The organism is Bradyrhizobium sp. Y36, assembly GCF_002531575.1.
Lineage (GTDB): Bacteria > Pseudomonadota > Alphaproteobacteria > Rhizobiales > Xanthobacteraceae > Bradyrhizobium.
On the sequence record NZ_NWTI01000029.1, the window covers coordinates 57,625 to 84,158 of the forward strand.

Annotated in this window: 28 protein-coding genes; 12 read left to right on the forward strand and 16 right to left on the reverse strand. The window is 65.3% G+C overall.

The genetic code is table 11. The features are described 5' to 3' along the window. From CO669_RS32510 to CO669_RS32525, 4 genes are read left to right on the forward strand one after another with little or no spacing between them, the layout of a single operon-like run. Nucleotides 1-1,218: a substrate-binding protein gene (locus CO669_RS32510; RefSeq protein ID WP_097666351.1), complete on the forward strand. Its 1,218-nt coding sequence runs from the start codon at nt 1-3 to the stop codon at nt 1,216-1,218. A gap of 6 nt (nt 1,219-1,224) precedes the next feature. Beyond that, entirely contained in the window at nt 1,225-2,328 is a 1,104-nt protein-coding gene (locus CO669_RS32515) for a branched-chain amino acid ABC transporter permease (RefSeq protein WP_097666353.1), read from the forward strand. Next, a complete protein-coding gene (locus CO669_RS32520) occupies nt 2,318-3,049 on the forward strand; it encodes an ABC transporter ATP-binding protein (RefSeq protein WP_097666355.1) in 732 nt (243 codons plus the stop codon). The genes CO669_RS32515 and CO669_RS32520 overlap by 11 nt, the downstream gene beginning before the upstream one ends. Beyond that, the gene (locus tag CO669_RS32525; RefSeq protein WP_097666357.1) at nt 3,042-3,737 is read left to right on the forward strand and encodes a branched-chain amino acid ABC transporter ATP-binding protein; all 696 of its coding nucleotides are present in this window, start codon (nt 3,042-3,044) and stop codon (nt 3,735-3,737) included. Before CO669_RS32520 ends, CO669_RS32525 begins: the two co-directional genes overlap by 8 nt. A gap of 67 nt (nt 3,738-3,804) precedes the next feature. Here the strand turns inward: CO669_RS32525 and CO669_RS32530 are convergent, their stop codons facing one another. The 13 genes from CO669_RS32530 to CO669_RS32590 all read right to left on the reverse strand — a co-directional run bounded on the left by CO669_RS32530 (nt 3,805) and on the right by CO669_RS32590 (nt 13,995). Continuing rightward, nucleotides 3,805-4,689, reverse strand: coding sequence for a hypothetical protein (locus tag CO669_RS32530; RefSeq protein ID WP_097666359.1), 885 nt, complete (start codon nt 4,687-4,689; stop codon nt 3,805-3,807). Between the two features lie 45 nt (nt 4,690-4,734). Continuing rightward, a complete protein-coding gene (locus tag CO669_RS32535; RefSeq protein ID WP_097666361.1) occupies nt 4,735-5,220 on the reverse strand; it encodes a hypothetical protein in 486 nt (161 codons plus the stop codon). 2 nt (nt 5,221-5,222) lie between these two features. Then, nucleotides 5,223-5,957, reverse strand: coding sequence for a hypothetical protein (locus tag CO669_RS32540; RefSeq protein WP_097666363.1), 735 nt, complete (start codon nt 5,955-5,957; stop codon nt 5,223-5,225). Between the two features lie 12 nt (nt 5,958-5,969). Then, nucleotides 5,970-7,082, reverse strand: coding sequence for a tetratricopeptide repeat protein (locus CO669_RS32545; protein WP_097666366.1), 1,113 nt, complete (start codon nt 7,080-7,082; stop codon nt 5,970-5,972). A 25-nt stretch (nt 7,083-7,107) separates the two neighbouring features. After that, nucleotides 7,108-7,539 carry a hypothetical protein gene (locus tag CO669_RS32550; protein ID WP_097666879.1) on the reverse strand — a complete coding sequence of 144 codons (432 nt, stop codon included), beginning with the start codon at nt 7,537-7,539 and terminating at the stop codon, nt 7,108-7,110. Between the two features lie 221 nt (nt 7,540-7,760). Next, complete coding sequence (locus tag CO669_RS32555; RefSeq protein WP_143278776.1) at nt 7,761-8,126, reverse strand: hypothetical protein; 366 nt, start codon at nt 8,124-8,126, stop codon at nt 7,761-7,763. After that, nucleotides 8,096-8,872 carry a hypothetical protein gene (locus tag CO669_RS32560; protein ID WP_097666372.1) on the reverse strand — a complete coding sequence of 259 codons (777 nt, stop codon included), beginning with the start codon at nt 8,870-8,872 and terminating at the stop codon, nt 8,096-8,098. The genes CO669_RS32555 and CO669_RS32560 overlap by 31 nt, the downstream gene beginning before the upstream one ends. A gap of 2 nt (nt 8,873-8,874) precedes the next feature. After that, nucleotides 8,875-9,219 (reverse strand): hypothetical protein, encoded by a 345-nt coding sequence (locus tag CO669_RS32565; protein ID WP_097666374.1) that lies wholly within the window; start codon nt 9,217-9,219, stop codon nt 8,875-8,877. Further along, on the reverse strand, nt 9,210-9,452 hold the full coding sequence (locus tag CO669_RS32570; protein WP_097666376.1) for a hypothetical protein: 243 nt from the start codon (nt 9,450-9,452) through the stop codon (nt 9,210-9,212). The genes CO669_RS32565 and CO669_RS32570 overlap by 10 nt, the downstream gene beginning before the upstream one ends. Nucleotides 9,453-9,659: 207 nt before the next feature. Further along, on the reverse strand, nt 9,660-11,180 hold the full coding sequence (locus tag CO669_RS32575; protein ID WP_245444617.1) for a L,D-transpeptidase family protein: 1,521 nt from the start codon (nt 11,178-11,180) through the stop codon (nt 9,660-9,662). A 518-nt stretch (nt 11,181-11,698) separates the two neighbouring features. Beyond that, a complete protein-coding gene (locus CO669_RS32580; RefSeq protein ID WP_097666380.1) occupies nt 11,699-12,661 on the reverse strand; it encodes an acetyl-CoA carboxylase carboxyltransferase subunit alpha in 963 nt (320 codons plus the stop codon). Between the two features lie 210 nt (nt 12,662-12,871). After that, nucleotides 12,872-13,831, reverse strand: a complete 960-nt coding sequence (xerD, locus tag CO669_RS32585; RefSeq protein ID WP_097666382.1) for a site-specific tyrosine recombinase XerD — start codon at nt 13,829-13,831, stop codon at nt 12,872-12,874. Between the two features lie 17 nt (nt 13,832-13,848). Then, the gene (locus CO669_RS32590; protein ID WP_014439243.1) at nt 13,849-13,995 is read right to left on the reverse strand and encodes a hypothetical protein; all 147 of its coding nucleotides are present in this window, start codon (nt 13,993-13,995) and stop codon (nt 13,849-13,851) included. Nucleotides 13,996-14,176: 181 nt separating this feature from the next. Between CO669_RS32590 and CO669_RS32595 the strand changes: the two genes are divergently transcribed. From CO669_RS32595 to CO669_RS32605, 3 genes are read left to right on the forward strand one after another with little or no spacing between them, the layout of a single operon-like run. Further along, nucleotides 14,177-14,800: a shikimate kinase gene (locus CO669_RS32595; protein WP_198964377.1), complete on the forward strand. Its 624-nt coding sequence runs from the start codon at nt 14,177-14,179 to the stop codon at nt 14,798-14,800. Further along, nucleotides 14,797-15,945: a 3-dehydroquinate synthase gene (aroB, locus tag CO669_RS32600; RefSeq protein WP_097666386.1), complete on the forward strand. Its 1,149-nt coding sequence runs from the start codon at nt 14,797-14,799 to the stop codon at nt 15,943-15,945. Before CO669_RS32595 ends, aroB begins: the two co-directional genes overlap by 4 nt. Before the next feature lie 29 nt (nt 15,946-15,974). Beyond that, nucleotides 15,975-17,279, forward strand: coding sequence for an HlyC/CorC family transporter (locus CO669_RS32605; RefSeq protein WP_097666388.1), 1,305 nt, complete (start codon nt 15,975-15,977; stop codon nt 17,277-17,279). Nucleotides 17,280-17,454: 175 nt separating this feature from the next. Here CO669_RS32605 and CO669_RS32610 read toward each other — a convergent pair whose 3' ends face one another. Then, a complete protein-coding gene (locus tag CO669_RS32610; RefSeq protein ID WP_097666390.1) occupies nt 17,455-17,724 on the reverse strand; it encodes a BolA family protein in 270 nt (89 codons plus the stop codon). A 106-nt stretch (nt 17,725-17,830) separates the two neighbouring features. Between CO669_RS32610 and CO669_RS32615 the strand changes: the two genes are divergently transcribed. Then, the gene (locus tag CO669_RS32615; RefSeq protein ID WP_097666392.1) at nt 17,831-18,463 is read left to right on the forward strand and encodes a J domain-containing protein; all 633 of its coding nucleotides are present in this window, start codon (nt 17,831-17,833) and stop codon (nt 18,461-18,463) included. 157 nt (nt 18,464-18,620) lie between these two features. On the opposite strand, the gene CO669_RS32620 is transcribed toward CO669_RS32615, so the two are convergent. After that, the gene (locus tag CO669_RS32620; RefSeq protein WP_097666394.1) at nt 18,621-19,715 is read right to left on the reverse strand and encodes a citrate synthase/methylcitrate synthase; all 1,095 of its coding nucleotides are present in this window, start codon (nt 19,713-19,715) and stop codon (nt 18,621-18,623) included. A gap of 83 nt (nt 19,716-19,798) precedes the next feature. Between CO669_RS32620 and CO669_RS32625 the strand changes: the two genes are divergently transcribed. Next, a complete protein-coding gene (locus CO669_RS32625; protein ID WP_097666396.1) occupies nt 19,799-21,016 on the forward strand; it encodes a citrate/2-methylcitrate synthase in 1,218 nt (405 codons plus the stop codon). Between the two features lie 193 nt (nt 21,017-21,209). Here CO669_RS32625 and CO669_RS32630 read toward each other — a convergent pair whose 3' ends face one another. Beyond that, a complete protein-coding gene (locus CO669_RS32630) occupies nt 21,210-21,866 on the reverse strand; it encodes a DedA family protein (RefSeq protein ID WP_097666398.1) in 657 nt (218 codons plus the stop codon). A 308-nt stretch (nt 21,867-22,174) separates the two neighbouring features. On the opposite strand from CO669_RS32630, the gene cobS reads away from it, so the two are divergent. From cobS to CO669_RS32645, 3 genes are all read left to right on the forward strand, one after another. Beyond that, on the forward strand, nt 22,175-23,158 hold the full coding sequence (gene cobS, locus CO669_RS32635; protein ID WP_502694546.1) for a cobaltochelatase subunit CobS: 984 nt from the start codon (nt 22,175-22,177) through the stop codon (nt 23,156-23,158). A 188-nt stretch (nt 23,159-23,346) separates the two neighbouring features. Further along, complete coding sequence (cobT, locus tag CO669_RS32640; RefSeq protein ID WP_097666402.1) at nt 23,347-25,251, forward strand: cobaltochelatase subunit CobT; 1,905 nt, start codon at nt 23,347-23,349, stop codon at nt 25,249-25,251. Continuing rightward, complete coding sequence (locus tag CO669_RS32645) at nt 25,248-26,342, forward strand: esterase-like activity of phytase family protein (RefSeq protein WP_097666404.1); 1,095 nt, start codon at nt 25,248-25,250, stop codon at nt 26,340-26,342. Before cobT ends, CO669_RS32645 begins: the two co-directional genes overlap by 4 nt. Nucleotides 26,343-26,534 lie beyond the last annotated feature (192 nt).

Here is a 26,534-nt window from a genome sequence, read left to right on the forward strand (position 1 = left end):
ATGTTCGATCGCACGCAGCTCTCGCGCCGCCGCTTCCTCTCCAATTTCGCCTTTGCTTCCGGCGCGGTCGCGACCGGCATCGGCAGCTGGGTGATTCCAGCGCCCTGGGCCAACGCGGCCGAGGCGCCAATCAAGGTCGGCATCGCCACCGATCTCACCGGTCCGATCGCCTATGCCGGCAACGCCGACGCCAACGTCGCCAAAATGGTGATCAAGGAGATCAACGCCGCCGGCGGCCTGCTCGGCCGTCCGCTCGAGCTCTACATCGAGGATACCGCCTCGAACGAATCCGTCGCCGTCGGCAACGTGCGCAAGCTGATCCAGCGCGACAAGGTCGACATGGTGCTCGGCGGCATCACCTCCTCGATGCGCAACGCGATCAAGGACCCGATCGTGGCGCGCGGCAAGACGCTCTACATCTATCCGCAGCTCTACGAGGGCAAGGAGTGTACGCCCTATCTGTTCTGCACCGGGCCGACCCCGGCGCAGCAATGCGACGAGTTCATCCCCTGGCTGATCAAGAACGGCGGCAAGAAGTTCGCGCTGCCGAGCGCCAACTATGTCTGGCCTCACACCCTCAACGTCTACGCCCGCAAGGTGATCGAAGCCAACGGCGGCGAGGTCGTGTTCGAGGAATACTACCCGCTCGACCAGGTCGACTTCTCCGCGACCGTCAACCGCATCATCTCCAACAAGGTCGACGTGGTCTTCAACACGGTCATTCCGCCGGGCGTCGGTCCGTTCTTCAAACAGCTCTATGAAGCGGGTTTCCTCAAGAACGGCGGCCGGCTCGCCTGCGTCTACTATGACGAGAACACTCTCAACATCAACCAGGCCGCCGAGATCGAGGGGCTCGCCAGCTGCCTCGACTATTTCAAGGTGCTGACCAAGGAGAACCCGTTCGACGCCAAGATCCAGGCGGCCTACGAGAAGGACTTCCCCGGCAACTTCCTGTTTGCCGCCGGCAGTGCCGCCACCGGCACCTATCGCGGTCTCAAGCTGTGGGAAGCCGCGGTGAAGGAAGCCGGCAAGATCGACCGCGAGTCCGTTGCCGCGGCGCTTGACCACGCCAAGATCGCCGAAGGTCCGGGCGGACCTGCCGAGATGGTCCCCGGCAAGCGGCACTGCAAGATGAAGATGTACACCGCGGTCGCCAAGGCCGGGAACTACGAGATCGTCGCGCGCAGCGAGGGTCTGGTCGATCCCAAGGAATGCTGAGGCGGAATGCCGAAAGCAATGGGCGCAGTGAAGCAGGCAGTCCCCGCCGAGATCGGCGGGGAACGGGATGCTGCAATTGCAGGCCGTCGAGCGGCGGGACAGGCCGCGCCGACGCGGAAAAGCCTGCCGATCGTCGAGGGATTCGTGCTGGCCGCGGCGCTGCTCGCGCCGCTGCTGCTGCAGGACTACCTCACGGTGTTCGCGACGCGCGTGATCATCCTCGCGCTGTTCGCGCTGTCGTTCGACCTGGTCTGGGGTTATGCCGGCATCATGAGCTTTGGCCAAGCCCTGTTCTTCGGCTCGGCCGGCTATGGCGTGGCGCTGCTCGCGCGCGACCTCGACATCACCAACATCTTCCTGGTGCTGCCCGCAGGCACCCTGATCGGCCTCGCCTTCGCGCTGCTGCTCGGCGGCTTCCTGCTGCTGGGCCGGCATCCCTCCAGCGTGATCTTCGTCTCGCTCGGCACGCTTACCGGCTCCTACGCAGCCGATCGCCTTGCGCGCGGCTGGTATTATCTCGGCGGCCAGAACGGCATCCCCTCGATCGCGCCGATGTCGCTCGGGTCTTACGAGTTCACGGAAGGGCCGGCGTTCTATTATCTCGTGCTCGGCATTCTTGTCGTCGTCTACCTGCTCTGCCGCTTCCTGGTGCGCTCGCAGTTCGGTCTTGCGCTCGCGGGCCTGCGCGAGAACGAGCAGCGCATCGCCTTCTTCGGCTACAAGGCGCAGCACCTGAAAGCGATCATCTTCACCATCGGGGGCGCCATCGCGGGGCTCGCCGGCAGCCTCTATGCCTTCCACGAAGGGTTCGTCTGGCCCAACATGGTCGGCGTCGTGGTGTCGACGCAGGTCGTGCTCTACGTGCTGTTCGGCGGCTCCGGCACGCTGATCGGCGCCGTCATCGGCGCGGTCATCGTCGAAGGCGTCAGCTTCTGGCTCTCGGACAATTATCGCGATATCTGGCCGATCATCCTGGGCCTGTTACTGCTGCTCGTGATCCTGTTCCGGCCGCTCGGCCTGATCAGCTTCGTGCTCGGCGAGCGTGAGCGGGTCGGCAGTTTTCGCGCCAAGCCCAAGGACAACGTCAAGGAGAAGCGCAATGCTCCTTGAAGCCGCCGGCATCAAGAAGGTCTTCGGCAAGCTCACCGCGCTCGACGGCGCCGCGCTTACCGTCGGCGAGAACGAATTCCACGGCCTGATCGGCCCGAACGGCTCCGGCAAGAGCACGTTGATGAAGTGCATCGCCGGCGCCGAAGTGCCGACGCAGGGTAAGGTCTCCTTCGTCAACGCCGACATCACCGCCTTCACGCCCACCGAGCGCGCGCGGGCTGGCATGAGCCTGAAGTTCCAGATCACGTCCGTGCTGCCGTCGCTCACGCTGTACGACAATATCCTGCTCGCGCTGCAGGCGCAGTCCTCGCTGGTCGACCTCGTGTTCTCGCGCACGCGCAGGCTCCTGCACGATCAGGTCATGACCATGCTGACGCAATTCCGTCTCGCCGACCGGGCCTTCGAGGCTGCAGCCGCGCTGTCGCACGGCCAGCAGCAATGGCTGGAGATCGCGATGGCGCTCGCCGGCAAGCCGAAGCTGCTGCTGCTCGACGAGCCGACCGGCGGCATGAGTCTGGAGGAGCGCCGCGTCACCGGCGAATTGCTGCAGCCGATCAAGCAGCACTGCTCGCTCGTCATCGTCGAGCACGACCTCGATTTCATCCGCGACATCTGCGACCGTCTCACCGTGCTCGACCAGGGCAAGGTGCTGGCCTCAGGCACGGTGTCGGAGATCCAGGCCAACACATCCGTCCAGGAGATCTATCTGCGCCGTGCCTGAATTTTTGGACATTAAGCATCTCGATGCCGGCTATGGCCGCAGCCAGGTCCTGTTCGACGTCACCCTCGGCATCCCCTGGCGCGGCGGCGTCGCCGTGCTGGGGCGCAACGGCGCCGGCAAGACCACGCTGATGAAGACCATCGTCGGCGAGCTGCCGGCGTGGAACGGCGAGGTCGCCTTCGACGGCCGCGACATCAGCCGCCGCGCCACCCAGGAGCGCGTCCGTGCCGGCATCGGCTACGTGCCGCAGGAGCATTCGGTGTTCGCGCGCCTGTCGGTGCGCGACAATCTCGCGGTCGGCTCGCTGGCGAGCAGCAAGGCCGACGCCGTCGACCACGTGCTGACGATCTTCCCGAAACTCGGCCAGCGCCTCGACCAGCCCGCCGGCACGCTCTCCGGCGGCGAGCGCAAGATGCTCGCCATCGGCCGCGCGCTGCTCGGCGATCCCAAACTGCTGCTGCTGGACGAGCCGACCGAAGGCGTCTGGATCGGCGTGATCGAGGAGATCACCGAGCGCCTGATCGAGCTCGCCAAGACCATCGCCGTCATCATCGTCGAGCAGCACCTCGATCTCGCGCTGCGCGTCGCCGACTACGCCTATGTGCTCGACCGCGGCCGCGTCGCGCTGCAAGGCGAGGCCGGCGAGGTGAGGAGCAATCCGGAGCTGCTGCGCTATCTGGCGCCGTAGCCTGAGCTGCCGTAGCCCGTCTGAGCAAAGCGACATACGGGCACGCGTGCGGCGATCAGCGCGATGATCACTGAATGCTGCAAGCAGCATTGTCACTGCGAACCGTCTTGGTCTTGCGTCCCGGAAGGTGGGTGTCCGTGTATTCGATCCTGAACTGACAATTGCCCGCCGGATCAACCTCGATCGTCGTGACGAATCTCGAATCCCACCCGCCGCTTAGATCTCGGTTCCGCCATCGTGCGCGCTGGTTGACGATGAGCTTGAATTCCCCGGACGTGGTAGAAACCTCGCCAGTATCGATCCATTCCCCGCCGTCGAGCGCGCCTCTTTCCACAAAACTTCCATTGGGCTCCATTGGCCTCTCTGCGGCATGCGTCCATTGGCCCTTCAGCAGCCACTTCCCGTCCTCTGTCGCCTTGAGGGTCGCTGGCTTGTCGCTCGTAGCGCATTGGCCGGCCGTCGTGCACATCCGATATGACGAAACAGTCAGCGTCCTGGATTTGAGCAAGTCCAGCATGGCCGAACTCGGCGATGCTCCGGCATCGGCCCCAGGCGCTCGGCTGGAGCCGCTGACACCGGAGTCGCGCCATTTCTTTTCCTGCATGCGCTTCTGTGTCAGGGCCTCTCGCTCTTTGACGAGATCATCAATCTTTTGCTGGAGTTCGCGCTCTCTTGCAAGATCTGGGGGAGCGTCCTCGTACTTGTTGCCTTTTAGCGATCCCTTGGGCACGCACTCTCCCCCCGTCGGGGAGAGCTGATTGAAGTGTTCCGGAGGGTTGCGCTTCTCGCACCGACGACAGCTTTCATAGAGATCGTTCAGTTCAGCCGAAATCATCTTGCATGACCAGGTCGGTCCGAACTTCAAGTTCAGATTCTCGGCACGTGTCGGGCCTGAGTCAAACACGCTTGCGCCCAAAACGCCGACGAAAGTCACTGCAATAAACGTCCGCATCGGCCGAATGTCCTCGCTTGAATTTGTTGATGCAGAATCCGCGTGCTAGCCGCCGCACTTCTCGATGGCGGCCCGCCAGCCGGCCGCATCGATCCTGGGAAGCTGGTAGCTGGCCTTCCCGCTCGAGATGGTTAGCGGCGATGCCCGCTCCATCAGGTCGAGCAGTCGTGCCAACATCCGCTCCCAGCGCTTGCCGAACAGCTCTGGGTCCTGCCGCGAGAATCCAAGGTCCCATTGCACGAAATTGGTCGCGTCGTCGTCTGCCGAAATCTCCTCGAATTCACCGACGAGCCTCCTCGACTTGCGGCCGTTGCCGATCGCGATCGTCGCCTTTCCTGCGCGGCCGGCCTCGCCCGGATATCTTGCATGCAGGCCCAGTGCGCGTCCGCAGCCCAGCATGAACGTGATCTTGCCCTGATCCCTGTAGCTCAGCGAGGGAAGATCGCGATTGTCGAATTCGAGCTTCCAGCTTCCCGCGCTGGCGAGAGAAGGAGCAGCGAGGAGAGCCAGAGCAAGGGCGGCGGCCTTCATGGTCACGTCCTCCGCGGGTTCGGAACGATCTTGATGTGCCGTGCGATGGCCTTGATCAGTTCCTGGTCCTCGGCCGTGGTTGGTAGCGCCGGCGGCGGCTTGCCCTCGAGCGCCTGGCCGATCGTATATCGCTCGTCATCCCTGGCCGCGATCTTGTCACGATGGAAGGCAACGATCTCGGCAAAGGGATATCCCAGCTCTTCGGCCGCCAATTCGACAGCCAGCGCCTCGGCGGCCTCCCAGCTGGACGCCCGCCGCAGGACATCGAGGAGGAGCAGGCGGGTGTCGATCGAGGTGATCCGGGGCCCCTCGAGATGACGCGCGGCGCGGAGGCGAAGGGAGGCCGCCTCAGTCGGCTGGTTGGCGTCGTCGGCGACCCAGGCCGCCGACAACGTGCTCAAGAACGCCAACCTTCGCTCGCCCTGATAAGCGTGCTGCGCAGCACGCACCAGGAAGCGGCGCGTGACCGGATCGGGCGAAGGGTCGAGCGAGGCGACGCGGAATTCGTCGCTCTCGAAAAACTTCCGCGCCTTCGCGTCGCCCTTGTCGATATCAGGGGCGACGTAGCCGCAATAGGGGCACTCCTGCAGCCAGCTCCCGATGGTCCAGCGATACATCTTCGGCGGCCTCTGGTCGAGGTCGGGTGAGCCGCGCGAGTTCGAGCTCATGAGCACGGAGTGCTCGGAGGCCTTGCCGCAGCAATAGCATTGCAGCTTCTGGGTGCTGTAATCCGTCATCCGAGGTCCGACCTACGCTCCCCATCGCTTTCGCAAATTGTCGCGCAGCGTCTCCGACGCCTGGACCAGCGTTTCGAGCACGCCTTTCTGACGGCCGCCGTAGAGCACGTTCCGGTTGCCGGCCATGTTCGCGATGCTGCGATAGAAGATCGGCCTGCCGGCATCGAGGAAGGTCCGCAGCACCGCGAAGCCCCGCTCCAGGACCGGCTCGGCCTCGTCCACCCGTTCGTGCGCATAGCCCGCGGCGAGCTCCGCCAGGATCCAGAGCAGGGCCGCAGCGTCGTCTCCATACGTCCGCTCGCAGATCTCGAGCAGCCGCTTCAGCAAGGGCTCGGCGTTCCAGAACTCTCCACAGTCGAGATAGGCCAATATCATGGCTTCGAGGGCCTTCTGAACCTCCAGGCTGTCGGGTCCAAATCGTTCCTCGATGATGTCGAGACCGGCCGCGAAGGCGGTCGCGGCCTTGCGCAGACGTTCGAACCTCACCCGGTGTCGCTCCAGCTTGCTGGAATTGGCGTGGACGATGGCGGCGATGAGCAGCGTCCGGCCTGCTTCCTCGCTTCTCTTCCCGAAGATGGTCTCTTTCAGATGCAGGCTGCGCTGCAGACTGGTTTCGGCCTCCGCCCATTTCGTCAGGCGTGCGCCGATCTCGGTGAGCGCATCGACCGCGGTAGCGACTTCGACGCTGGCCGCGCCGTGGAGCTTCTCGAGGATCGAGATGCTGCGCTCCAGATAAACCCTGGCGCGGGAATAATCTCCGTGGGAGGCCCATCGGCGGGCGATGGCTTCGCATTCCCCGGCGGCTTCCGGACTGTCTTCGCCGAAGAGCTTCGACTTGATCGCCAGCCGCCGCAGTTGAAACGGCTCGACCAGTTTGAAGTCGACGTGACCTGCCCGACCGATCCAGTCATCGAGGTCGCCCATGATGGATTGCGGCCCGTGCAGGCTCTCCTGGATCGAGATGCAGCGGTCGAGAAAGGGGATGGCTTCGACGGGATTTTCACTGCGCAAGATCAACTTGATCAGCGTGCGCAGGGCGGTGACGACCTCGTCGCTGATCGATCCGTGACGCTGTTCCAGCCCGGCGATATGTCGAAGGTGGCTCTCTGCATAGAATGATGCCATGGACCGCCCTGTTCAACTCGGTCGCTCAAAGCCGCATCTTGGCCAGCTTTTCGCCGCGAGCGCGGCTCGGTCGCGAGCCGAAGGCTTTCCGGCACAGCGGCCCGAACGCTTCGACGGATGCTAGCGCGCCGGCCCCGACATCCGCGGGCCTGGCTTCGAAGCTCTTGACCCGCCCGTTCTGTCCGACGATGGCGGTCACATCGCAGAAGAAATCCTCCCGCCGCTCGTCCTGGTCGGCTCCCTCGAAGGAGGCCGTCGTCTTCATTCGCCAGTGGTAGGCCCGGTCCTGGTGCTTGCGGCCGAAAGGGACGATCTGATCAGGGTGGCCGTATTTCTGCATCAGCTCGACGATGGCGGTGCCCCTGAAATCGTCGCGCGATCCCGCCAGCGCGTGCTGGTTCGGAATTGCGACCGTCGACAGAAAAATCACCGTACGAATGAAAGTTCGTTGCAGCATGCCTTTGGCTCTCTAGCAGGCAGGAGAAGGATACTGACTACGTCCCGACAACGCGGTTTGCACGCGCAACTTTCGGCGGAGCATGCAGGGGTCGTCAAGCTTGCCCGGGACGGCAAATGGACGGTGCTCGACGCGCGCAAGAGGGCTCGTCTGCGAGAGCTGCTGACGAAGGATGCGAATGCGACGAGTGCGCTGCGAAGCATCGGACCGTCCTCTCGTGTCTAGGCGCCGCGAGTCGAACTATCGTCACCCTCCGTTCTCGAAGCCGGCTCCGCCAGCGTTGCGTGCCGCCGTAGTCCGAATCCCGCGCACAACAGTGTTACCGGCAGCAGAACGGCCGCCCAGAGATAGAGCTGATTGATCTCTTTCTCCATCCCCTGAATCTTCACGTAGGTCTGGTAGACCGTGTCCTTGGTGAGCAAGAGCTGCAGCTGATTGATCTCCGCCTTTCGGCTCGACAGGAGCGTGCCGAACGTCGCGAGCTCGAAAAAGAGCATCACAACGAATACCCAGCCCCATTTACGCCGGGGCCGGACTTCGATCGCTTCATTCGACGCTAACTGCACAGCTTGTCCCGACAGACGCATGTGTGGCCACCGTTCGCCGATTGCAGCCTCACGCCGCTGATCGATGGAATGAGGAACGTCTGCGGCGCCCGCACGACGAACGATTTGGACGGGCAGACCAGTTGAGGCTGCCCCGTGGACGGCGGCGCGCCGCTCGCGGATGCGTCGATGAATTGCACCGATATGTTGTAGGCCCCGGTGCAGGAGGAGCTGACCTTGTAGCTTGGTGCTCCTGTTTGATCGAACTGTCCCGTCGGCAGGACGGTGATGCAGCGGCAGGTCGTGGCGTCGGGCGGGGTATCGGACAGTGTGCAGGGTCCGCCCCGCCCGAGATACGCCTCCACCCAGCCCCGGCATTGGCGCAGCAGTTTCTGTACCGGCGGATTATGAGCTTGTGCGCTCACCGCCGCATCGAAGGGAGATTCACCGAGCTGCTTATGTGACTCGAAAGTCGATCGCGCGCCACGATCGGTGAGAATCCAGTCGACATTGATCTTCGCCTCGGCTTCGAGTTGCGCGTTGCAGGACCCGTTGGCTCCGGAGCAGCGGTTGGTCGCCGTGTTGCAGGCGCAATCGCGGACGGCGGCCTGACGACAGTCGAGTGCCGCATCGAGGCCGCGCTTCTGGACGCATAGTCCCGTTGTGCGGGTAATGTCGTCCCCGCAGCTTTGGGCCCGCACCGCCTGGGTCCCCAGAATGCAGAAGCCGAGCAGCACGAACAGAAGCCTGATCGGGGCGGAGACGTTACAGCGCGCGATGAAACGCATGCCTATCGACCTGAAATGCCGCTCTCGCGAGAGCGCTGAACTGTCCCGCTGCCTTTCGCATAGGGAGCACAGCGGGCCGCCTCGCCGTAGCCGGGAATCCAGCGGTATTCGCCTGGACCGCAATTGAGCCCCTGCGCCTGATCCGGAGACTGCTCCGAGCCTGTCGCGTCTGGCTGACATGGCTTGGCTTCGGCGGCGGCGCGGCAGGAGACCGCCTTATCCAGATCCCCTGCCATGCACGCGATGACCTGCCTCATGACTTGATCGCCGCAGGAAGCCGCGCTCGCCGGCGCATTGCCAATGAGGATGGCGGTGATGGCGAGAAGCGCGGTTCTCGTCACCAGCACCCCGCCGCCACTCCGGCCTTGTAATAGGCGTCCATGCAATCCTTGAAGGCGCCGGCCTGGCCGGAGCTTCCGCCGCCGATGTTCTGCCAGCTGGACTTGCACTGGTTGTAGGCCTGCCGGATTTGCTGACAGGCCGGCGAGGCCTGGGCCACCTGGACGTTCGAGCGCGGATAGCTCGCCGTCTGCTCCGCGGCCAACGCCTGAGTGGACAGCAGCAGAAGAATGGTCAGCATTGCGGCCTTCATGGATCCCCCCGGTTGTTGAGTCTGTGGCTCAGCCGGTCGGAATCGTAAACGCCCCGCCATTCCTCCTTCATGACCCAAACGGGTCAGGCAGCGCGAATTCGCGCTGCAATCGGCTGACGTGGGAGAATGACCTTGCTGCGCATGGGCGGCTTTGTCGCAAGGGAAGGTGAGGGCCGCAGATGCGGCGGCCGCCCCTTACTTCACCGCCCCAAAGCGGCTGTCGAACGAGTTCGACGACACCACCGGCGCGGCGCCCATGATCTGTGTCGCTTCACCTGCGCCGTCGGACACCGACGGCTTCAGTGTGGGCCGCGTCTGGGCGAGGCGGGTGTCGGGCTTTGCCGGCTCGGTGGGCTTGGCGGCGGCAACAGCCGGCTTCGGCGTATCCTTCGCCGCTTCCTTCTTGTCATGCCCCGGCACGAACCGGGTCACGGCGGCCTTCAGCCTCGATGCAGCGGTCGGCGGCGTCGTGGTCGTCGCGGTCGGAGCGACGGAGGCGGTGGCTTGCGGCGGCGGCGGCGTGGTCGCGGTCGTCTCGGATGAGCCCATGCCCATCTTGCGGCCGAGGTTGGAGAAGAAGCCACCGGATTTTTCTTGGGGCTTTTCGGCAGGCTGAGCGGTGGCGACGCGGGTGCTGGTCGCGGGCGCAGTCACGGCGACGACCGGCTCTTCCTGCGGCGCCGGCGCGGACGCCACGGAATCGAGATTGGGCTTGGGCGGATTGACGTGGCCGGGGATCGTGCCCGGCGCCTTCGCCATCGCCAGCATCTGCAGCGTGGTGCCTTCGGCGCCCTCGGACAGGCCGGTCGAGCCTTCCGGAATCTTGGCGGCGAACACCTTGTTCATGCCGCCGTCGATGCCGGTGTTCATGCGCGCCACCGGCGTGCCCTTGGCAACCAGCCTCGCGTACTCCGCCTCGTCCCTGGCTTGCTTGCCCCGCACGGCGGCGACGACGTCTTCGGGAATCACATAGGCCGGGCACTTTGCCGAGGCGTCGAACACCGGATCGCGCTTCGCATCGGGCGGGCGGGTCGCGTCGAAGACGTATTTCTTCTCGCAGAAATCGACCTTCGGCTCCTGCCGCGTCACCTCGAAATGATCATAGCCTTCCTTGATCATCTTCCAGAACGGCATGTTCGGATTGTTCCGGTGCTTGGCCATGTTCACCGGCGTCATCTTGAACGGATAGGCCTGCAGCTGGAACGCCTTCTGGCCGCCGAAGAAGGATTCGCGGCCGAGCGAATAGATCTCGGCGATCTGCTCGTCCGTCATCGCGTAGCAGCCGCGCGAGGAGCAATCGCCGTGCACCATCAGCTGCGAGCCGGTGCGCCCCAGCGCCTTGTCGAACGCGTTCGGGTAACCCGTGTTGAAGGACAGGTAGTACGCCGATTGCGGATTCATCTGGCTCGGATTGATCGAGTAGAATCCCTCCGGCGCCTGGCGGTCGCCTTCGCGCACCTTCGGACCGAGGTCGCCGGACCAGCGGCAGATCGGATAGGTCTTGAGCAGCGCGAACTGGCCCGAGCGGGTCTGCTTCCAGACCTCGAGCTCGGCCTCCTGCTTGAACAGGCGCACCAGGATCGGCGATTGCAGATCCATGTCCTTCTCGACCATCGCGGCGAGCAGCTTCGGCGGCACCGGCTGGTTGGCCTTGGCGTTGGTCGCGAGCGAGACCTGGTCGGTGTCGCAGCCGGACAGCAGAACGCCAGCCGTCATCAGCGCAACCGAAGCCAAAAGCGCGCGAGCAAGCGAACGAGAAATCAAGATGGACCCCACACCGTGCCGGGCAGAAAGCGCGAACCCCAAATCGTTTGGCGCATGATCCGACCGGAGAACCGGGCCCGTCACGACGGGCTTTTTCAGCTCACGCCCCAGCGCTTATGCCCTGAAGCCATTGATTAAAATTCTAACCTCTGGGTCATGTGGTCGCAACCCGAGCGGGGATCACGAGCCCGTTGGCCCATCGGCATGGTCAACGAAGACTGAATCGACGCGACTTGGATCGTACTTTTGGGCCTTACTTGGGACGGAACTTGGGCCTTTCGGCCCGACCAGGACTCAGATCGCTGATTTGGGCAAAAAAAGGGTTAACGCGGGGTTACCGGAGGGCTCCGGGGGAGGTGCCGTAGGGTGGGCAAAGGCGCACTTGCGCCGTGCCCACGCGCCGTTTGTACGATCGCAAAATCGTGGGCACGCTGCGCTTTGCCCACCCTACGGCACCGAATCCAGGCGAATCAGCCCAGTTTCCGGCCGATATCGAGGAATTTCTGCCGACGCTGCTTGCGGATGGCATCCCTGTCGAGGCCACGCAGCTCGTCGAAGGCCTTGGCGATGGCCTCGCCGGTGGTTGCGATCATGGCGGCGGGGTCGCGGTGGGCACCGCCAACCGGCTCCTTCAGGATGCTGTCGATCACCCCGAAGCGGAGCATGTCCTGGGCGGTGATCTTCATGTTGTTGGCGGCTTCCTGCGCCTTGGTGCCGTCGCGCCAGAGGATGGAGGAGGCCGCTTCCGGCGAGATCACGCTGTAGATCGCATGCTCCAGCATCAAGACCTTGTTGGCGGTGGTGATGGCGATGGCGCCCCCCGACATGCCCTCGCCGGTGATGATGGCGACGTTCGGCACGGTCAGCGCCAGGCAGGCGTCGGTCGAGCGCGCGATCGCCTCGGCTTGTCCCCGCTCCTCGGCGCCGATGCCGGGATAGGCGCCGGCGGAATCGGCCAGCGACAGCACGGGAAGGCCGAACCGCTCGGCCATCTCCATCAGCCGCACGCATTTGCGATAGCCTTCGGGCCGCGCCATGCCGAAATTGTGCTTGATGCGGCTCTCGGTGGAATCGCCCTTTTCCTGGCCCATCACGCAGATCGCCTCGCCGCGGAAACGGCCGAAGCCGGCAACCAGCGCCTCGTCCTCGCCGAACTTGCGGTCGCCGGCGAGCGGGGTGAATTCGGTGATCAGGCCCTTGATGAAGTCGTTGAAATGCGGCCGCTGCGGATGCCGCGCGACCAGGGTCTTCTGCCAGGGCGTCAGGTTTTGATAGAGATCGGCCAGCGCCTGCGCCGCCTTGTCCTCGATCTTCCCGATCTCCTCGGAGATGTCGGTGCCGGAGGCCGCTAACGTCCTGAGCTCGTCGACCTTGGAGTCGAGCTCGGCGACGGGCTTTTCGAAGTCGAGATAGCTGCGCATCTGGTCTTGCATCAACTCAATATAGGGGGGCGGGGCTCGAGAGCGAAGCGAGGTCGGGGCCGCGGAAAGAAGTGTAACGTCTTCAAGGGCTTGACCTGTGCGCCCGCGGGAGCGCGCCAAATCACGAATGAGGCCCCGGCTCTTTCTGCGGAGATGTGGCCGAAGTCAAGGCGGTTTCGACCGTTGCCCGTAGCGCTGCGCTCCATCCGGGCTGCGGCAGCGTCACTTCTCCGCCAGCGGGTGCAGGTCGCGCACGAGGCTCTTCAGCCGCTCCTCGACCACATGGGTATAGATCTGGGTCGTTGAGATGTCGGTGTGGCCGAGCAGGGTCTGCACGATGCGCAAGTCGGCACCATTGTGCAGGAGGTGGCTGGCAAAGGCGTGGCGCAGCACGTGCGGGGAGACCAGGCGGGCCTGCAGGCCGGAGGCGACCGCGAGCTCCTTCAAGTCGCGGGCAAAGTGCTGCCGCGTCAGATGTCCGCTCTCGCCGAACGAGGGAAACAGCCATTTCGACGCGGCGAGGCTGTCTTTCTTCTTCTCGCCCTTTGCAGCCTCCGTCGCCGCGAGATAATCCGCCATCGCCTGCCGCGAGGCCTCGTTGAGCGGCACCAGGCGTTCCTTGTTGCCCTTGCCGCGAACCACGATCATGCGCGCATCGCGCTTGGCCGCCGTGCGCGGCAGCGCCACCAGCTCGGAGACGCGCAGGCCCGTGGCGTAGAGCACCTCGAGCAGGCAATAGAGCCTCAAAGACCGCAGCCGCTTCGCCGGCGAGGCATCCTCCGCCTCGCTCAATTCCTTGGCGCGGCGGAGCATGCGGTCGACATCTGATATCGACAGCACTTTCGGCAGGCCGCGGCCGCGCTTGGGGCCGGACAGGATCGCGGCGGGATCGTCGCCGCGAATGCGCTCGTTGAGCAGGAAGCGGTAGAGATGCCGCATCGCCGACAGCCGCCGCGCCACGCTGGTGGATTTGAAGCCGCGGGTGTCGAGGTCGGCGAGATAGTCGCGCAGCGTCTGCGTCTCGGCGTTCGCAAAGCTGTGGCCGACGCGGCCCAGAAACTCCGAGAAATCGGTGAGGTCGCGGCGATAGGCGTCGAGCGTGTTGGGCCCGGCACCCTGTTCCGCCGCGAGCATGTCGAGGAACAGGCCGGTGAGCTTGGCGTCTGAGGGCGGGTTGCGCATGCCCTGGAGGCTAGCTCCTATTTCTTGAGAAACTTATCCGGCGGAATCGTCACCGTCATTTCCCGCGACTTGGGACTGACGAAATTGGCCAGTGCGAAGACCACGCCATAGACGATGCCGGCGATCACGGCGACGACCGTCAGGAAGCGGAACAGGCTTGGCATCGGCAGGATCTCGGGAGCAGGTCCAGGTCAGGGCTGGGCGGGCAAATTAACCAATGAAATCATCCAACATGTTCGCCGTTTCGTGGCAAGAGTCCTCTGGCGAGGGCCCCCTCGGGGTCGTATAGGTGGCCAAAGCTGCCGCCTTTGGCGGCAGATCGAGCGAGATCCAGTCGAGCGAGACATGTCCGACGCCGCGTTGCCGATACCAGCTTCGCCCGAAGCCGACATCCTGTCGGCGCTCGGGGCGCGCTCGATCGTGCTCGTCGGTATGATGGGGGTGGGCAAGTCCACCATCGGCCGTCGCATGGCTCTCAGGCTCAAGCTGCCCTTCGTCGATGCCGACACCGAGATCGAGACGTCGGCCCAGATGACCATCCCGGAGATCTTCGAGCGCCATGGCGAGCTGTATTTCCGTGACGGCGAGGCGCGGGTGATCGCGCGGCTGCTCGACGGCGGACCGCTGGTGCTGGCGACCGGCGGCGGTGCCTTCATGCGCGAGGAGACGCGCGCGCGCATCGCGGCCAAGGCGATCTCGATCTGGCTGCGGGCGGACCATGACGTTATCATGCGCCGCGTGCGCCGCCGCGCCGACCGCCCGCTGCTGCAGACCGCCGATCCCGAAGGGACGGTGACGCGCCTGCTCACCGAGCGCGAGCCGATCTATGGCATGGCCGATCTCACCATCGCATCGCGCGACGTTCCGCACGACAGAATCGTCGAGGAGTGCATCGCGGCGTTGCGCGCCCATCTTTGCGGCGGGCATGCCGCCCAGCCCCCTGCCGACGTCGCGAGTGCGTTAAGATGACTGCCCCGTTGAAACATTCCGATCCCGTCACCGTCGACGTCGCGCTCGGCGATCGCGCCTATGACATCGTCATCGGTCGCGGCGTGCTGGCCTCGATCGGCGAACGGATCGCACGCCTGCGCCCCGGCGTGCGCACCGCGATCGTGACCGATCGCACCGTCGCAAAACACTGGCTCGAGCCGGCGGAGGCTTCGCTCGCAGCCGCCGGCGTTCCGACCTCGCGCGTCGTGGTCGAGGAAGGCGAGATCTCCAAGACCTATGCGGGCCTGGAAAAGGTCAGCGAGGCCCTGATCGCCGCTCGAATCGAGCGCAACGATCTCGTCATCGCGCTCGGCGGCGGCGTGGTCGGCGATCTCGCCGGCTTTGCCGCGGCGATCCTGCGTCGCGGCGTCGATTTCGTGCAGGTGCCGACCTCGCTGCTGGCGCAGGTCGATTCCTCCGTCGGCGGCAAGACCGGCATCAACTCGCCGCAGGGCAAGAACCTGCTGGGGGCGTTCCACCAGCCGGTGCTCGTCATCGCCGACACCGCCGTGCTCGACACGCTGTCGCCGCGCCAGTTCCGCGCCGGCTATGCCGAAGTCGCCAAATACGGCGTGCTCGGGGACGAAGCCTTCTTCTCCTGGCTGGAGAAGAACCATTCCGACATCTTCACGGGCGGCTCGGCGCGCGAGCACGCGATCGCGACCTCCTGCCGCGCCAAGGCGGGCGTGGTCTCGCGTGACGAGCGCGAGACCGGCGAGCGCGCGCTGCTCAATCTCGGCCACACCTTCGGTCACGCGCTGGAAGCCGCGACCGGCTTCTCCGACCGCCTGTTCCACGGCGAAGGCGTTGCCATTGGCATGACGCTGGCGGCGCAGTTTTCGGCGAAGCTCGGCATGATCGGCGAAGCCGATGCAACACGCGTCGAGCGGCATCTGATCGAGGCGGGGCTGCCGACACGGCTGCAGGACATCGCAGGGTTCGCGCAGGAAGGGCTCGCCGATGCGGACGCGCTGATGGCCCTGATGGCGCAGGACAAGAAGGTCAAGCGCGGCAAGCTCACCTTCATCCTGCTGGAAGCCGTCGGGCGCGCCGTGATCGCAAAGGACGTGGAGCCGGCGCCGGTGCGCGATTTCCTGAAAGCGAAGCTCGCGCAAAAGGCTTGATGCGCGATTGAACTTCTGTTGAGTGGTGCATGGACTGGCTCGGATTCACCATCGTCATTCTCTGCCTGCTCGTCTCGGGCTTCTTCGCCGCGAGCGAGACTGCGCTGACCGGCGCCTCGCGCGCCAGCATGCTCCGCCTCTCCAAGCAGGGTAATCGCGACGCCGACGTCGTCTCGCAGCTGCTCGACATGCGCGAGCGCCTGATCGGTGCGCTGCTGCTCGGCAACAACATCGCCAATATCGGCGCCTCGGCGCTGGCGACCGGCATCTTCACCTCCTGGTTCGGCGATGTCGGCGTGCTCTACGCCACCGGCGTGATGACGGCGCTGGTCGTGATCTTCGCGGAAGTCCTGCCCAAGACCATCGCGATCAACGCGCCCGACCGGATGGCGCTCGCGGTCGCGCGGCCGATGCGGCTGACGATGTACGTGCTGGGGCCGCTGCTGCGCATCGTCGAAGTCATCGTTCGCCTGCTGATGCGCCTGTTCGGCCTCGCCGGCGAGCACCAGGCGATCCTGTCGCCGACCGAGCGCCTGCGTGGCGCGGTCGACCTTTTGCATCACGAGGGCAAGTTCGAGAAGCAGGACCGCGACATGCTCGGCGGCCTGCTGGACCTGCGCGAGCTCCAGGTCTCGGACGTCATGATCCATCGCACCGAGATGATGATGATCAACGCCGACCTGCCGCCGGAAGAGCTGGTGCGCGAGGTGCTGGCGACCGAATACACCCGCATCCCGCTCTGGCGCGAGAAGCCGGAGAACATCATCGGCGTGCTCCACGCCAAGGATCTCCTCCGCGCGATCCGCGCCTCCGACGGCGATACCTCGCGCATCGACGTCTCCACCATCGCCCTGCCACCCTGGTTCGTGCCGGAGATGCGGCCCGTCTCCGAGCAGCTCAAGGCCTTCCGCCGGCGCAAAACCCATTTCGCCCTGGTCGTCGACGAGTACGGCGAAGTCGAGGGTCTCGTGACGCTGGAAGACATTCTGGAGGAAATCGTCGGCGACATCTCCGACGAGCACGACGTCGTGGTCGCCGGCGTGCGGGCCCAGCCGGACGGCTCGGTGGTGGTCGACGGCTCGGTGCCGATCCGCGATCTCAACCGCGCCATGGACTGGCATCTGCCCGATGAAGAGGCAACGACGGTCGCCGGCCTCGTCATCCACGAGGCGCGCTCGATCCCCGACCGCGGCCAGAGTTTTACGTTCCACGGCTTCCGCTTCCGCGTTCTCCGCCGCGAACGCAACCGCATCACCGCGCTCCGTATTTCACCGGTGCCGCGCGAGGCGGAGCTGGAAGAGGCCAAGCCGCGACGGGCGGGGACGTCGTTTTAGTTTTTTCTTACCCTCCCCTGGAGGGGGAGGGTCGATCGCGCGTAGCGCGATCGGGGTGGGGTGATCTCTCCACACGCACACTGTTGCATGGAGAGGCACCGTCACCCACCCTGCTACGCATTGCGCTACGCTTCATGCGTAGCGACCCTCCCCCTCCAGGGGAGGGTAAGCGGGATCACGCTTCCCCCGGCGCCTTCGCCTGGATTGCCAGTGCGTGCACGCTGCCGGCGAGTTCCGCAGCCAGCGCCGCATTTATCAGGCGATGGCGCTCGACCCGGCTCTTCCCTTTGAAGGCGTCAGACACAATATGGACGCGGTAGTGCGTCTCCCCGCCCGGCCGATGGCCGGCATGGCCCTCATGCAAATGTGACTCGTCGACGACTTGCAGGCTTTCCGGCGTGAAAGCTTCCTGCAACTTGTTGCTGATAGTGTCGCGCATAGCCATGTTGTGCCATTCGGGTGCAGAGATCACGCCCCGTTAATTGCCGGGTTTGCGGCGAATTGCAATGTCAAGACTTGAAGGTTTTTGCATTGCGTAGTCAAAGTCAGCCATGCCAATCGATTCATCAAAGTTCTTCGACTCCATCCGCGTGAAGCCGCGGGGCAAGCAGCCGGAAGTGAAGCCGCGCGACACCGCGGTCGGCTGCGAGTGGGCCGGATGCCAGAACAAGGGCGCGCACCGCGCGCCGAAGGGCCGCGATAACCAGCGCGAGTACTGGCACTTCTGCCTGGACCACGTGCGCGAGTACAACCAGAACTACAATTTCTTCTCGGGCATGAACGCCGACGCCGTCGCGCGCTACCAGAAGGATGCGCTGACCGGCCACCGCCCGACCTGGAAGATGGGCGCCAATGGCGGGAAGAAGGGTGCGGAAGCCGAGATCGACATGGCGTCCGATCCCTTCAGCATGTTCTCCGAGATCAACGGCCGCGCCAGCTGGCGCAAGGGCCCCGAAGCCGCGCCCAAAGCCGAGGCGCGCAAGGTGATGAACGCCGAGCGCAAGGCGCTTCAGGTCATGGGCCTTGGTCCCAGCGCCACGCTCGCCGACGTCAAGAGCAAGTACAAGGCGCTGGTGAAGCAGCACCATCCCGATGCCAATGGCGGCGACCGTTCCACCGAGGACCGCCTGATCGAGATCATCAAGGCGTATAATTATCTGAAGACGGTGGTGCGGGAGGCCTGAGGCCTTTGCGCTGTCGTCCCGGCTTTCGCCGCGACGACAGTATCGTAGGGTGGGCAAAGCGAAGCGTGCCCACGCATTTTTTTGCAATCGAGAGAGATCGTGGGCACGGCGCAAGTGCGCCTTTGCCCACCCTGCGATCGCTCAATGCTGAGCGGTATCACCCCTCCGGCATCGCCCCCACATAGGACGAGCTCGGCCGGATCAGCCGCCCGGTCCGCTGCTGCTCGCGCGCATGCGCGGTCCAGCCCGCGGCGCGCGCGACCGCGAAGATCGGCGTGAACGCCTGCCGCGGAATCGCCAGCGCATCGAGCAGGATTGCGGTGAAGAACTCGACATTGGTCTCCAGCGGCCGCTCCGGATTCTTCTTGCGCAGCGCGCTGCGGATATAGGCCTCGACCTCGCCGGCGAAGGGCAGGTCGGTGCCGTTGGAGGCGAGCGCCTCGACCGCGGTCTTGAGCACGTCGGCGCGCGGGTCGCGCACGCGGTAGACGCGGTGACCGAATCCCATCATCCGCTCGCCGCGCGCCAGCGCCGCATCCACCCAGGGCTGGATGCGCTCGCGCGTGCCGATCGCGTCCAGCATTTCCAGCACCGGCTCCGGCGCGCCGCCGTGCAGCGGGCCGGTCAGCGCGCAATAGCCTGCGGTGACGGCTGCGAACAGATCAGCCTGCGTCGAGGCCACCACGCGCGCGGTGAAGGTCGAGGCGTTCATGCCGTGGTCGCTGGCGGTGACGAGATAGGCATCGAGCGCGGTGATTTCGCGGGTTTCAGGCGCCCGCCCGTGCAGCATGCGCAACGTATCGGTCGCGTGGCTGACATTGGGATCGGGGGCGACCGGCTCTAACCCCTTGGCGCGCCGGACCAGCGCACCCGCGATCACCGGAAACGCGCCGACGATGGTCGCCTCGTGCTCGAGCCCGTGCTCGGCGCGAAGCCCTGCGACCGCCGCGCGAAACCCGTCGATGACGCCCATGCCGCGCGTTGCCGGCAGCAGGTCCGGCAGGCGGGCGAAGGCGCGCTCGCGCGCAATGCCGAGGCTCGCCCGCACATTGGCTTCGGTGAGGGCGGTCTTGCTGGCGCCGTTCCAGAGCCGGGCGGTGACGCCCTCGAAGCTCGACTTGGCGGCGAGGCGTCCGACGTGCTCGCCGGCGATGATCAATTCGCCGCGCTCGCCGTCGACGTGGCTCAGCACGGTTTCGGCCGCGGGAACGCCGTCCAGTCCGATCTGGCTTTTGGTGAGGTGGATATTCATGGCCCAATCTCCCTTTTTGCACTGCACGGGCGGAAAGGTCGGGCCTCTCGACAGATTGATCAATCTTGATTACATAAATCAATATGAATAATTCTGAAGGTCTCTACCTCTCGGCCAGGGAGGCCGCCGCCGAGCTCGCGATCTCGCCGGCCACGCTCTACGCCTATGTCAGCCGCGGCCTGATCCGCTCCGAGCCGACGCCGGATTCGCGCAAGAACCGCTACCGTGCCGAGGATGTCAGGGCGCTCAAGGAGCGCCGCGTCCCGTCGCCGGAGCCGCGCGGCTTGCGCAGCTTCGACGCCGATCTGCCGGTCATGGACACCGAGATCTCGACAATCACCGAGGAGGGCGCGATCTATCGCGGCGTCAATTGCGTCGATCTGTCCGAGAGCGACACGCTGGAGCACACCGCGACGCTGCTTTGGGATGTCTCCGACGTCGATCCGTTCGCACCCGACAATCAGCCCGCGCTCTCCGAGGAGATGCGCATCATCGGGCAAGCCGCGCGCCGGGCCGCGCCGATCGACCGCGCCATCGCCGTGCTCGCACTGGCCGCGAGCGTCGATCCCCGGGCCTTCACCCGCGCGCCGGATGGCCGCGCGATGGTCGGCGGGCGTATCGTCCGTCTTCTCGTCGCGACCATGCTCAATTCAGAGCCGTCATCCGAGCCGCTGCATCAGCAGATCGCGAAGGCCTGGGCGGCGGACAACAAGCACGCGCCCGATCTGATCCGCCGCGCGCTGGTGCTGCTCGCCGATCACGAGCTGAACGCCTCGACCTTCACCGCGCGCTGCGCAGCATCGACCGGCCTGAACCTCTACGATGCCGTCATCGCCGGTCTCGCCTCGTTGAAGGGGCCGAAGCATGGCGGCGCCAGCGTGCTGGCCTCGCAGCTCGTCAAGACGCTGATCGATCGCGACGTCGCCCCAGTCGTGCGCGAGCGCGTCGCGCTCGGCGAACGCTTTGCCGGGTTCGGCCATGGCGTCTACAAGCGCGGCGATCCCCGCGCGCAATCGCTGCTCAACGCGCTGTCGCGCGCTGGCGCACCGCGCAAATTCACCCGCGAGGTGCCGGAGCGGATCGCGGAAGCCACCGGCGAGTTCGTCAACATCGACTATGCGCTGGCGGTGCTGGTGCATGCGCTGCGGCTACCGGCCGGCAGCGAGCTCGCCCTGTTCGCGATGGCCCGCAGCGTCGGCTGGATCGCGCATGCCAGCGAGCAATTGCAGTTCGGCAAGCTGATCAGGCCACGCGCGAGGTATGTCGGGCCGGCGCCGGGGAGGAGGGTGGGAGCTGGTTAGAAGCTCCGTCGCATCGTCCTTCTCCGCTGTCGTCCCTGCGCACGCAGGGACCCATGCCGCGTGATCCATCAGTCGCGATCGATAGGCGTACCGAACGACGAATTTTCGCCAAACACCTCCCTGTGGTAATGGGTCCCTGCGCCCGTGCGCAATTGCGCACTAGGCAGGGACGACACCTGTTATGTGGTGCCGCCTAACCCCGCGGCTTCGCTTCCGCGACGCCGCCGTTGCGCCTCCGATAGATCCACACCGCCAAGCCGCCGACGATCGCCACGGCCACCACCGTCAGCATCCAGATGTGCTTGCCGACATGCCCATGGTGATGGAGCCCGGCATATTCGTGCAGGGCCGACACCGCCAGCACGCCCGGCAGCACATGGGCGGGCGCCCAGACCAGGATCGCCGGGATGTTCACCGCGTAGAATTTTGCCGGCGCCATCCCGAGCGCGCCTGATGTCACCGGCACGAAGGCGCGGATCGGGGGCACGAAGCGGGCGAAGAACACGGCCCAGGTGCCGAAGCGGTGGAAGAAGCTCTCGCTCTCGGCGACCACGCGGGGATAGTTGGTCAGCGGCCAGGTGTTGAGGATCTCGCGCTGGCGCCGGTGCCCGATCCAGTAGGCCGAGCCGTCGCCCAGCACGGCGCCGCTGGCTGCCGCGAGCAGCACCCATGGCAGCGCCAGCTCGCCGCCCGGAACCAGGGCGCTCAGCGCCAGGATGATGGTCGAGCCGGGGATCACCGATCCCACCACCGGGACGGCCTCGAGCAGGGCCGCCAGGAAGAGGGTCAGATAGGCCAGCCACGGATGGGCGGACACGAAGGCGATGAGTGGATCGAGAAAGGACGTCACGTCGTCTCTGATGGGCTGGAGCTCTGGGCTTTGGACCCTACATAAGTAACGTGAAGCGGCCAAAGTGCCATCGGGACGGGGCCGGGCAAGGCCCGCCCGAATTTGGGCGTGATTCGCAAGGCAGCCCTCCAAAAACTGCGTTCCTGGCCTATCTAAATGAAAAGACAACGGAACTTTGATTGGCGGGCGGGCTTCTGCCGGCCACTTGTCTCTGATAGGTTTAGTTTCAGCACCCAGCCGCAGCCAACGTGCGAATAACCGGTTTCGGGACCGCCCGGGACCTCGGAGGATTGATGACGACCGCCGCCATGTCCAAAGTTGAGGAAGTTTCCGGTCTGCCCGACATGAAGGTGTCGGTGCGCCAGGTGTTCGGGATCGACAGCGATCTCGAAGTGCCCGCCTATTCCGCAGTCGATCCTCACGTGCCCGAAGTCGATTCCGACTACCGCTTCGACCGCGCCACCACGCTTGCCATTCTCGCCGGCTTCGCCCGCAACCGCCGCGTGATGGTGACCGGCTATCACGGCACCGGCAAATCCACCCATATCGAGCAGGTCGCGGCCCGCCTGAACTGGCCCTGCGTGCGCGTCAACCTCGACAGCCACATCAGCCGTATCGACCTCGTCGGCAAGGACTCGATCGTGGTCCGCGACGGCAAGCAGGTCACCGAATTCCGTGACGGAATCCTGCCCTGGGCGCTGCAGAACAACGTCGCGCTGGTGTTCGACGAATACGACGCGGGCCGCCCGGACGTGATGTTCGTGATCCAGCGCGTGCTCGAAGTCTCGGGCCGCCTGACGCTGCTCGACCAGAACAAGGTGATCAAGCCGCACCCGGCGTTCCGCCTGTTTGCCACCGCCAACACGGTCGGCCTTGGCGACACATCGGGCCTCTATCACGGCACCCAGCAGATCAACCAGGGCCAGATGGACCGCTGGTCGATCGTCACCACGCTGAACTATCTCAGCCATGACGAGGAAGTTGAGATCGTGCTGGCGAAGGCCAAGCACTATCGCACCAGCGAGGGCCGCGACATCGTCAACAAGATGGTGCGCCTTGCCGACCTCACCCGTAACGCCTTCGCCAACGGCGATCTGTCGACGGTGATGAGCCCGCGCACGGTGATCACCTGGGCCGAGAACGCCGACATCTTCAGCGATATCGGTTTCGCCTTCCGCGTCACCTTCCTCAACAAGTGCGACGAGCTCGAGCGTCCGCTGGTCGCCGAATTCTATCAGCGCTGCTTCAACGCCGAGCTGCCGGAATCGGCGGTCAACGTGGCGCTCAGCTGATCCAACCACGATGTCGTCCCGGACCAGCGAACGCAGTGAGCGCCGATCCGGGACCCATAGCCCCAGGCCGGGGTTATGGCGCGAGCTGGCAGTTGCCACCCTTCGCCAAATGACGCCCTGTGGTTATGGGTCCCTGCGTTCGCAGGGACGACAGTTCAAGCTGAGCTTGGGACGACGGTGAGATCGAGATGAGCACCACCTCAAACTCCAAATTCCGTAACACCAAGGAAGCGCCGACCGAGCCGTTCAAGCGCTCGGTCGCCTCCTGCCTGAAGGCGATCGCCAAGTCGCCGGAGCTCGACGTCAGCTTCGCGGCGGAACGCCCCGGGTTGGCGCCGGGCAAAGCCCGCTTGCCCGAACCCGCGCGAAAAATGACCAAGCGCGATGCCGCGATCGTGCGCGGTCACGCCGACTCCATCGCGCTCAAGATCGCCTGTCACGATGCCAAGCTGCATCGCAAGCTGATGCCGGGCAATCCGCAGGCCCGCGGCGTGTTCGAGGCGGTGGAGCAGGCCCGGGTCGAGGCGATCGGCGCGCGCCGCATGGCGGGCGTTGCGAAAAACCTCACCGCGATGCTCGACGACCATTTCCATCGCGGCAAGTTCGACGAGATCACCGACCGCGCCGATGCGCCGCTCGCGGACGCGCTGGCGATGCTGGTGCGCGAGCGCCTGACCGGCATGGCGCCGCCGACGGCCGCCAAGAAGATGGTCGATCTCTGGCGCCCCATCCTCGAGGACAAGATCGGCAAGCGGCTCGACCGGCTCGATACCTTCGTCGAGGACCAGACCAAGTTCGGCGATGCCGTGCATGACCTCCTGACCGCGCTCGAGCTCGGCGACGAGCGCAACGCCGACAGCGAGGACGATGACGACAACGACGAGAACCAGGACGGCGACAACGATCAGTCCGGCGCCGAGGGTTCGCCCGATTCCGATGCCGCGCAGGAAATGAGCGCCGACCAGGCGCAGGCGTCCAGCGAGGAGATGAGCGAGAGCGCGATGGAAAGCGCGCAGGCCTCGACCTCCGACACGTTCGACGACGGCGAGCTCGGCGACGACGAGACGCCGGGCGAGGCGACACGTCCGAACCAGCACGGCAAGAACGAGCCGCGCGGGCCGGAATACCACGCCTTCGCGCCCAAGTTCGACGAGGTCATCGCGGCCGAAGACCTCTGCGACCATGACGAGCTGGAGCGGCTGCGCGCCTATCTCGACAAGCAACTGGCGCATCTGCAGGGCATCGTCGCCCGTCTCGCCAACCGGCTGCAGCGCAAGCTGATGGCGCAGCAGAACCGCGCCTGGGAGTTCGATCTCGAAGAGGGCATCCTCGACCCCGCGCGCCTGTCGCGCGTCGTCACCGATCCCTATCACCCGCTGTCCTTCATGCACGAGAAGGAGGCGACGTTCCGCGACACCGTGGTGACGCTGCTGCTCGACAATTCCGGCTCGATGCGCGGACGGCCGATCACGGTCGCCGCGACCTGCGCCGACATTCTCGCCCGCACGCTGGAGCGTTGCGGCGTCAAGGTCGAGATCCTGGGCTTCACGACGCGCGCCTGGAAGGGCGGGCAATCGCGCGAGGCGTGGCTTGCCGCCGGCAAGCCGGCCAATCCCGGCCGCCTCAACGATCTCCGCCACATCATCTACAAGTCCGCCGACGCCCCCTGGCGCCGTGCGCGGAAGAATCTCGGCCTGATGATGCGCGAGGGCCTGCTGAAGGAGAACATCGACGGCGAGGCGCTCGACTGGGCGCACAAGCGCCTGCTCGGCCGGCCCGAGCAGCGCAAGATCCTGATGATGATCTCGGACGGCGCGCCGGTCGACGATTCCACGCTGTCGGTCAATCCCGGCAATTACCTCGAGCGGCATCTGCGCCACATCATCGAGGAGATCGAGACCCGTTCGCCGGTCGAGCTGATCGCGATCGGCATCGGCCATGACGTGACGCGCTACTATCGCCGCGCGGTGACGATCGTGGATGCGGAAGAACTCGGCGGTGCGATCACCGAGAAGCTCGCCGAACTCTTCAGCGAGACCAACACCGCACCCACCCAGCCGGCCGGTCGCCCGCGACGCAAATTGCATTCGTGAGCACGCAACCATCCCGCCGCAGCTTTCTCAGGCACGCGGCGGCGGGATTCTCCACTCTCGCCCTCTCTCGCGGCGCGCTGGCGCAAGCTCCGGCCGAGCCGCCGGCGCGGCCGCTTCAGGTCGAGAACGCCGTCACCGACCCCGTCAGCGTCGAGGTCAACGCGCGCCCCATTCCCAATTTCGAGCCGCGCGACCGCACGCGCACACGCTTCGGCTCGCTGGAATACCGCAGCGGCCTGGTGCTGACCTCGCGCTATCGCGGCTTTGGCGGCCTGTCCGGCATCCGGCTCGATGCCAAGGGCGAGCGCTTCCTTGCGGTCTCCGACCAGGGCGGCTGGTTCACCGGGACCATCCGCTATGCCGGCGGCAGGATGGTCGGCCTCGACGACGTCGAGGCTGCGCCGCTGCTGGGGGCCGAGGGGCGGCCGATCACGGAAAAGCGGCTGTGGTGGGATTCGGAATCGATCGCGCGCGACGGCAATGTCGTCTATGTCGGGCTCGAGCGCGTCAACCAGATCCTGCGCTATGATTTCTCCAAGGGCGGCACGCGCGCGCGCGGCGAGGTGGTGCCGGTGCCGGCGGGCGTGCGCAAGCTGCCGTCGAACAAGGGGCTGGAGGCGCTGGTCGTCGTGCCCCAAGAAAAGTACAAAGGCAAAGACCAGACCATGCCGCTGGCCGGCACGCTGATCGCCTTCTCCGAGCGCGGGCTCGACCATGACGGCAACCTCACAGCCTTCCTGATCGGCGGCCCGTCGCCCGGCCAGTTCAGCGTGCGCCGCACCGAGAAATACGACATCAGCGACGCCGTGCTCTTGCCCTCCGGCGAGCTCCTGATCCTCGAACGCAAATTCTCCTGGTTCACCGGCGTCAACATCCGGATCCGATCGATCCCTCTGAAATCGATCGTGCCGGGCGCGCTGGTCGACGGTCCCTCGCTGTTCGCCGCCGATCTCGGCCACGAGGTCGACAACATGGAAGGCATCGACGCCCACGTCACGCCCGAAGGCGAGACCGTGCTGACGCTGATCTCCGACGACAATTTCTCGATGCTCCAGCGCACCCTGCTGCTGCAATTCACGCTGGCGGAGTAGGCCGAGCTGTCACCCCAATCTCTGCTGTCGTCCCTGCGAACGCAGGGACCCATAACCACAGGGAGTGGTTTGGCGACGATTGGTCGTTCGATACTCCTATCAGCCACGACCGATAGATCACGCGGTGATGGGGTGGACGGCCCCCTACGGCATCAGTGTGCCAGAATGAGGTTGTCAGACACCCATTCACAG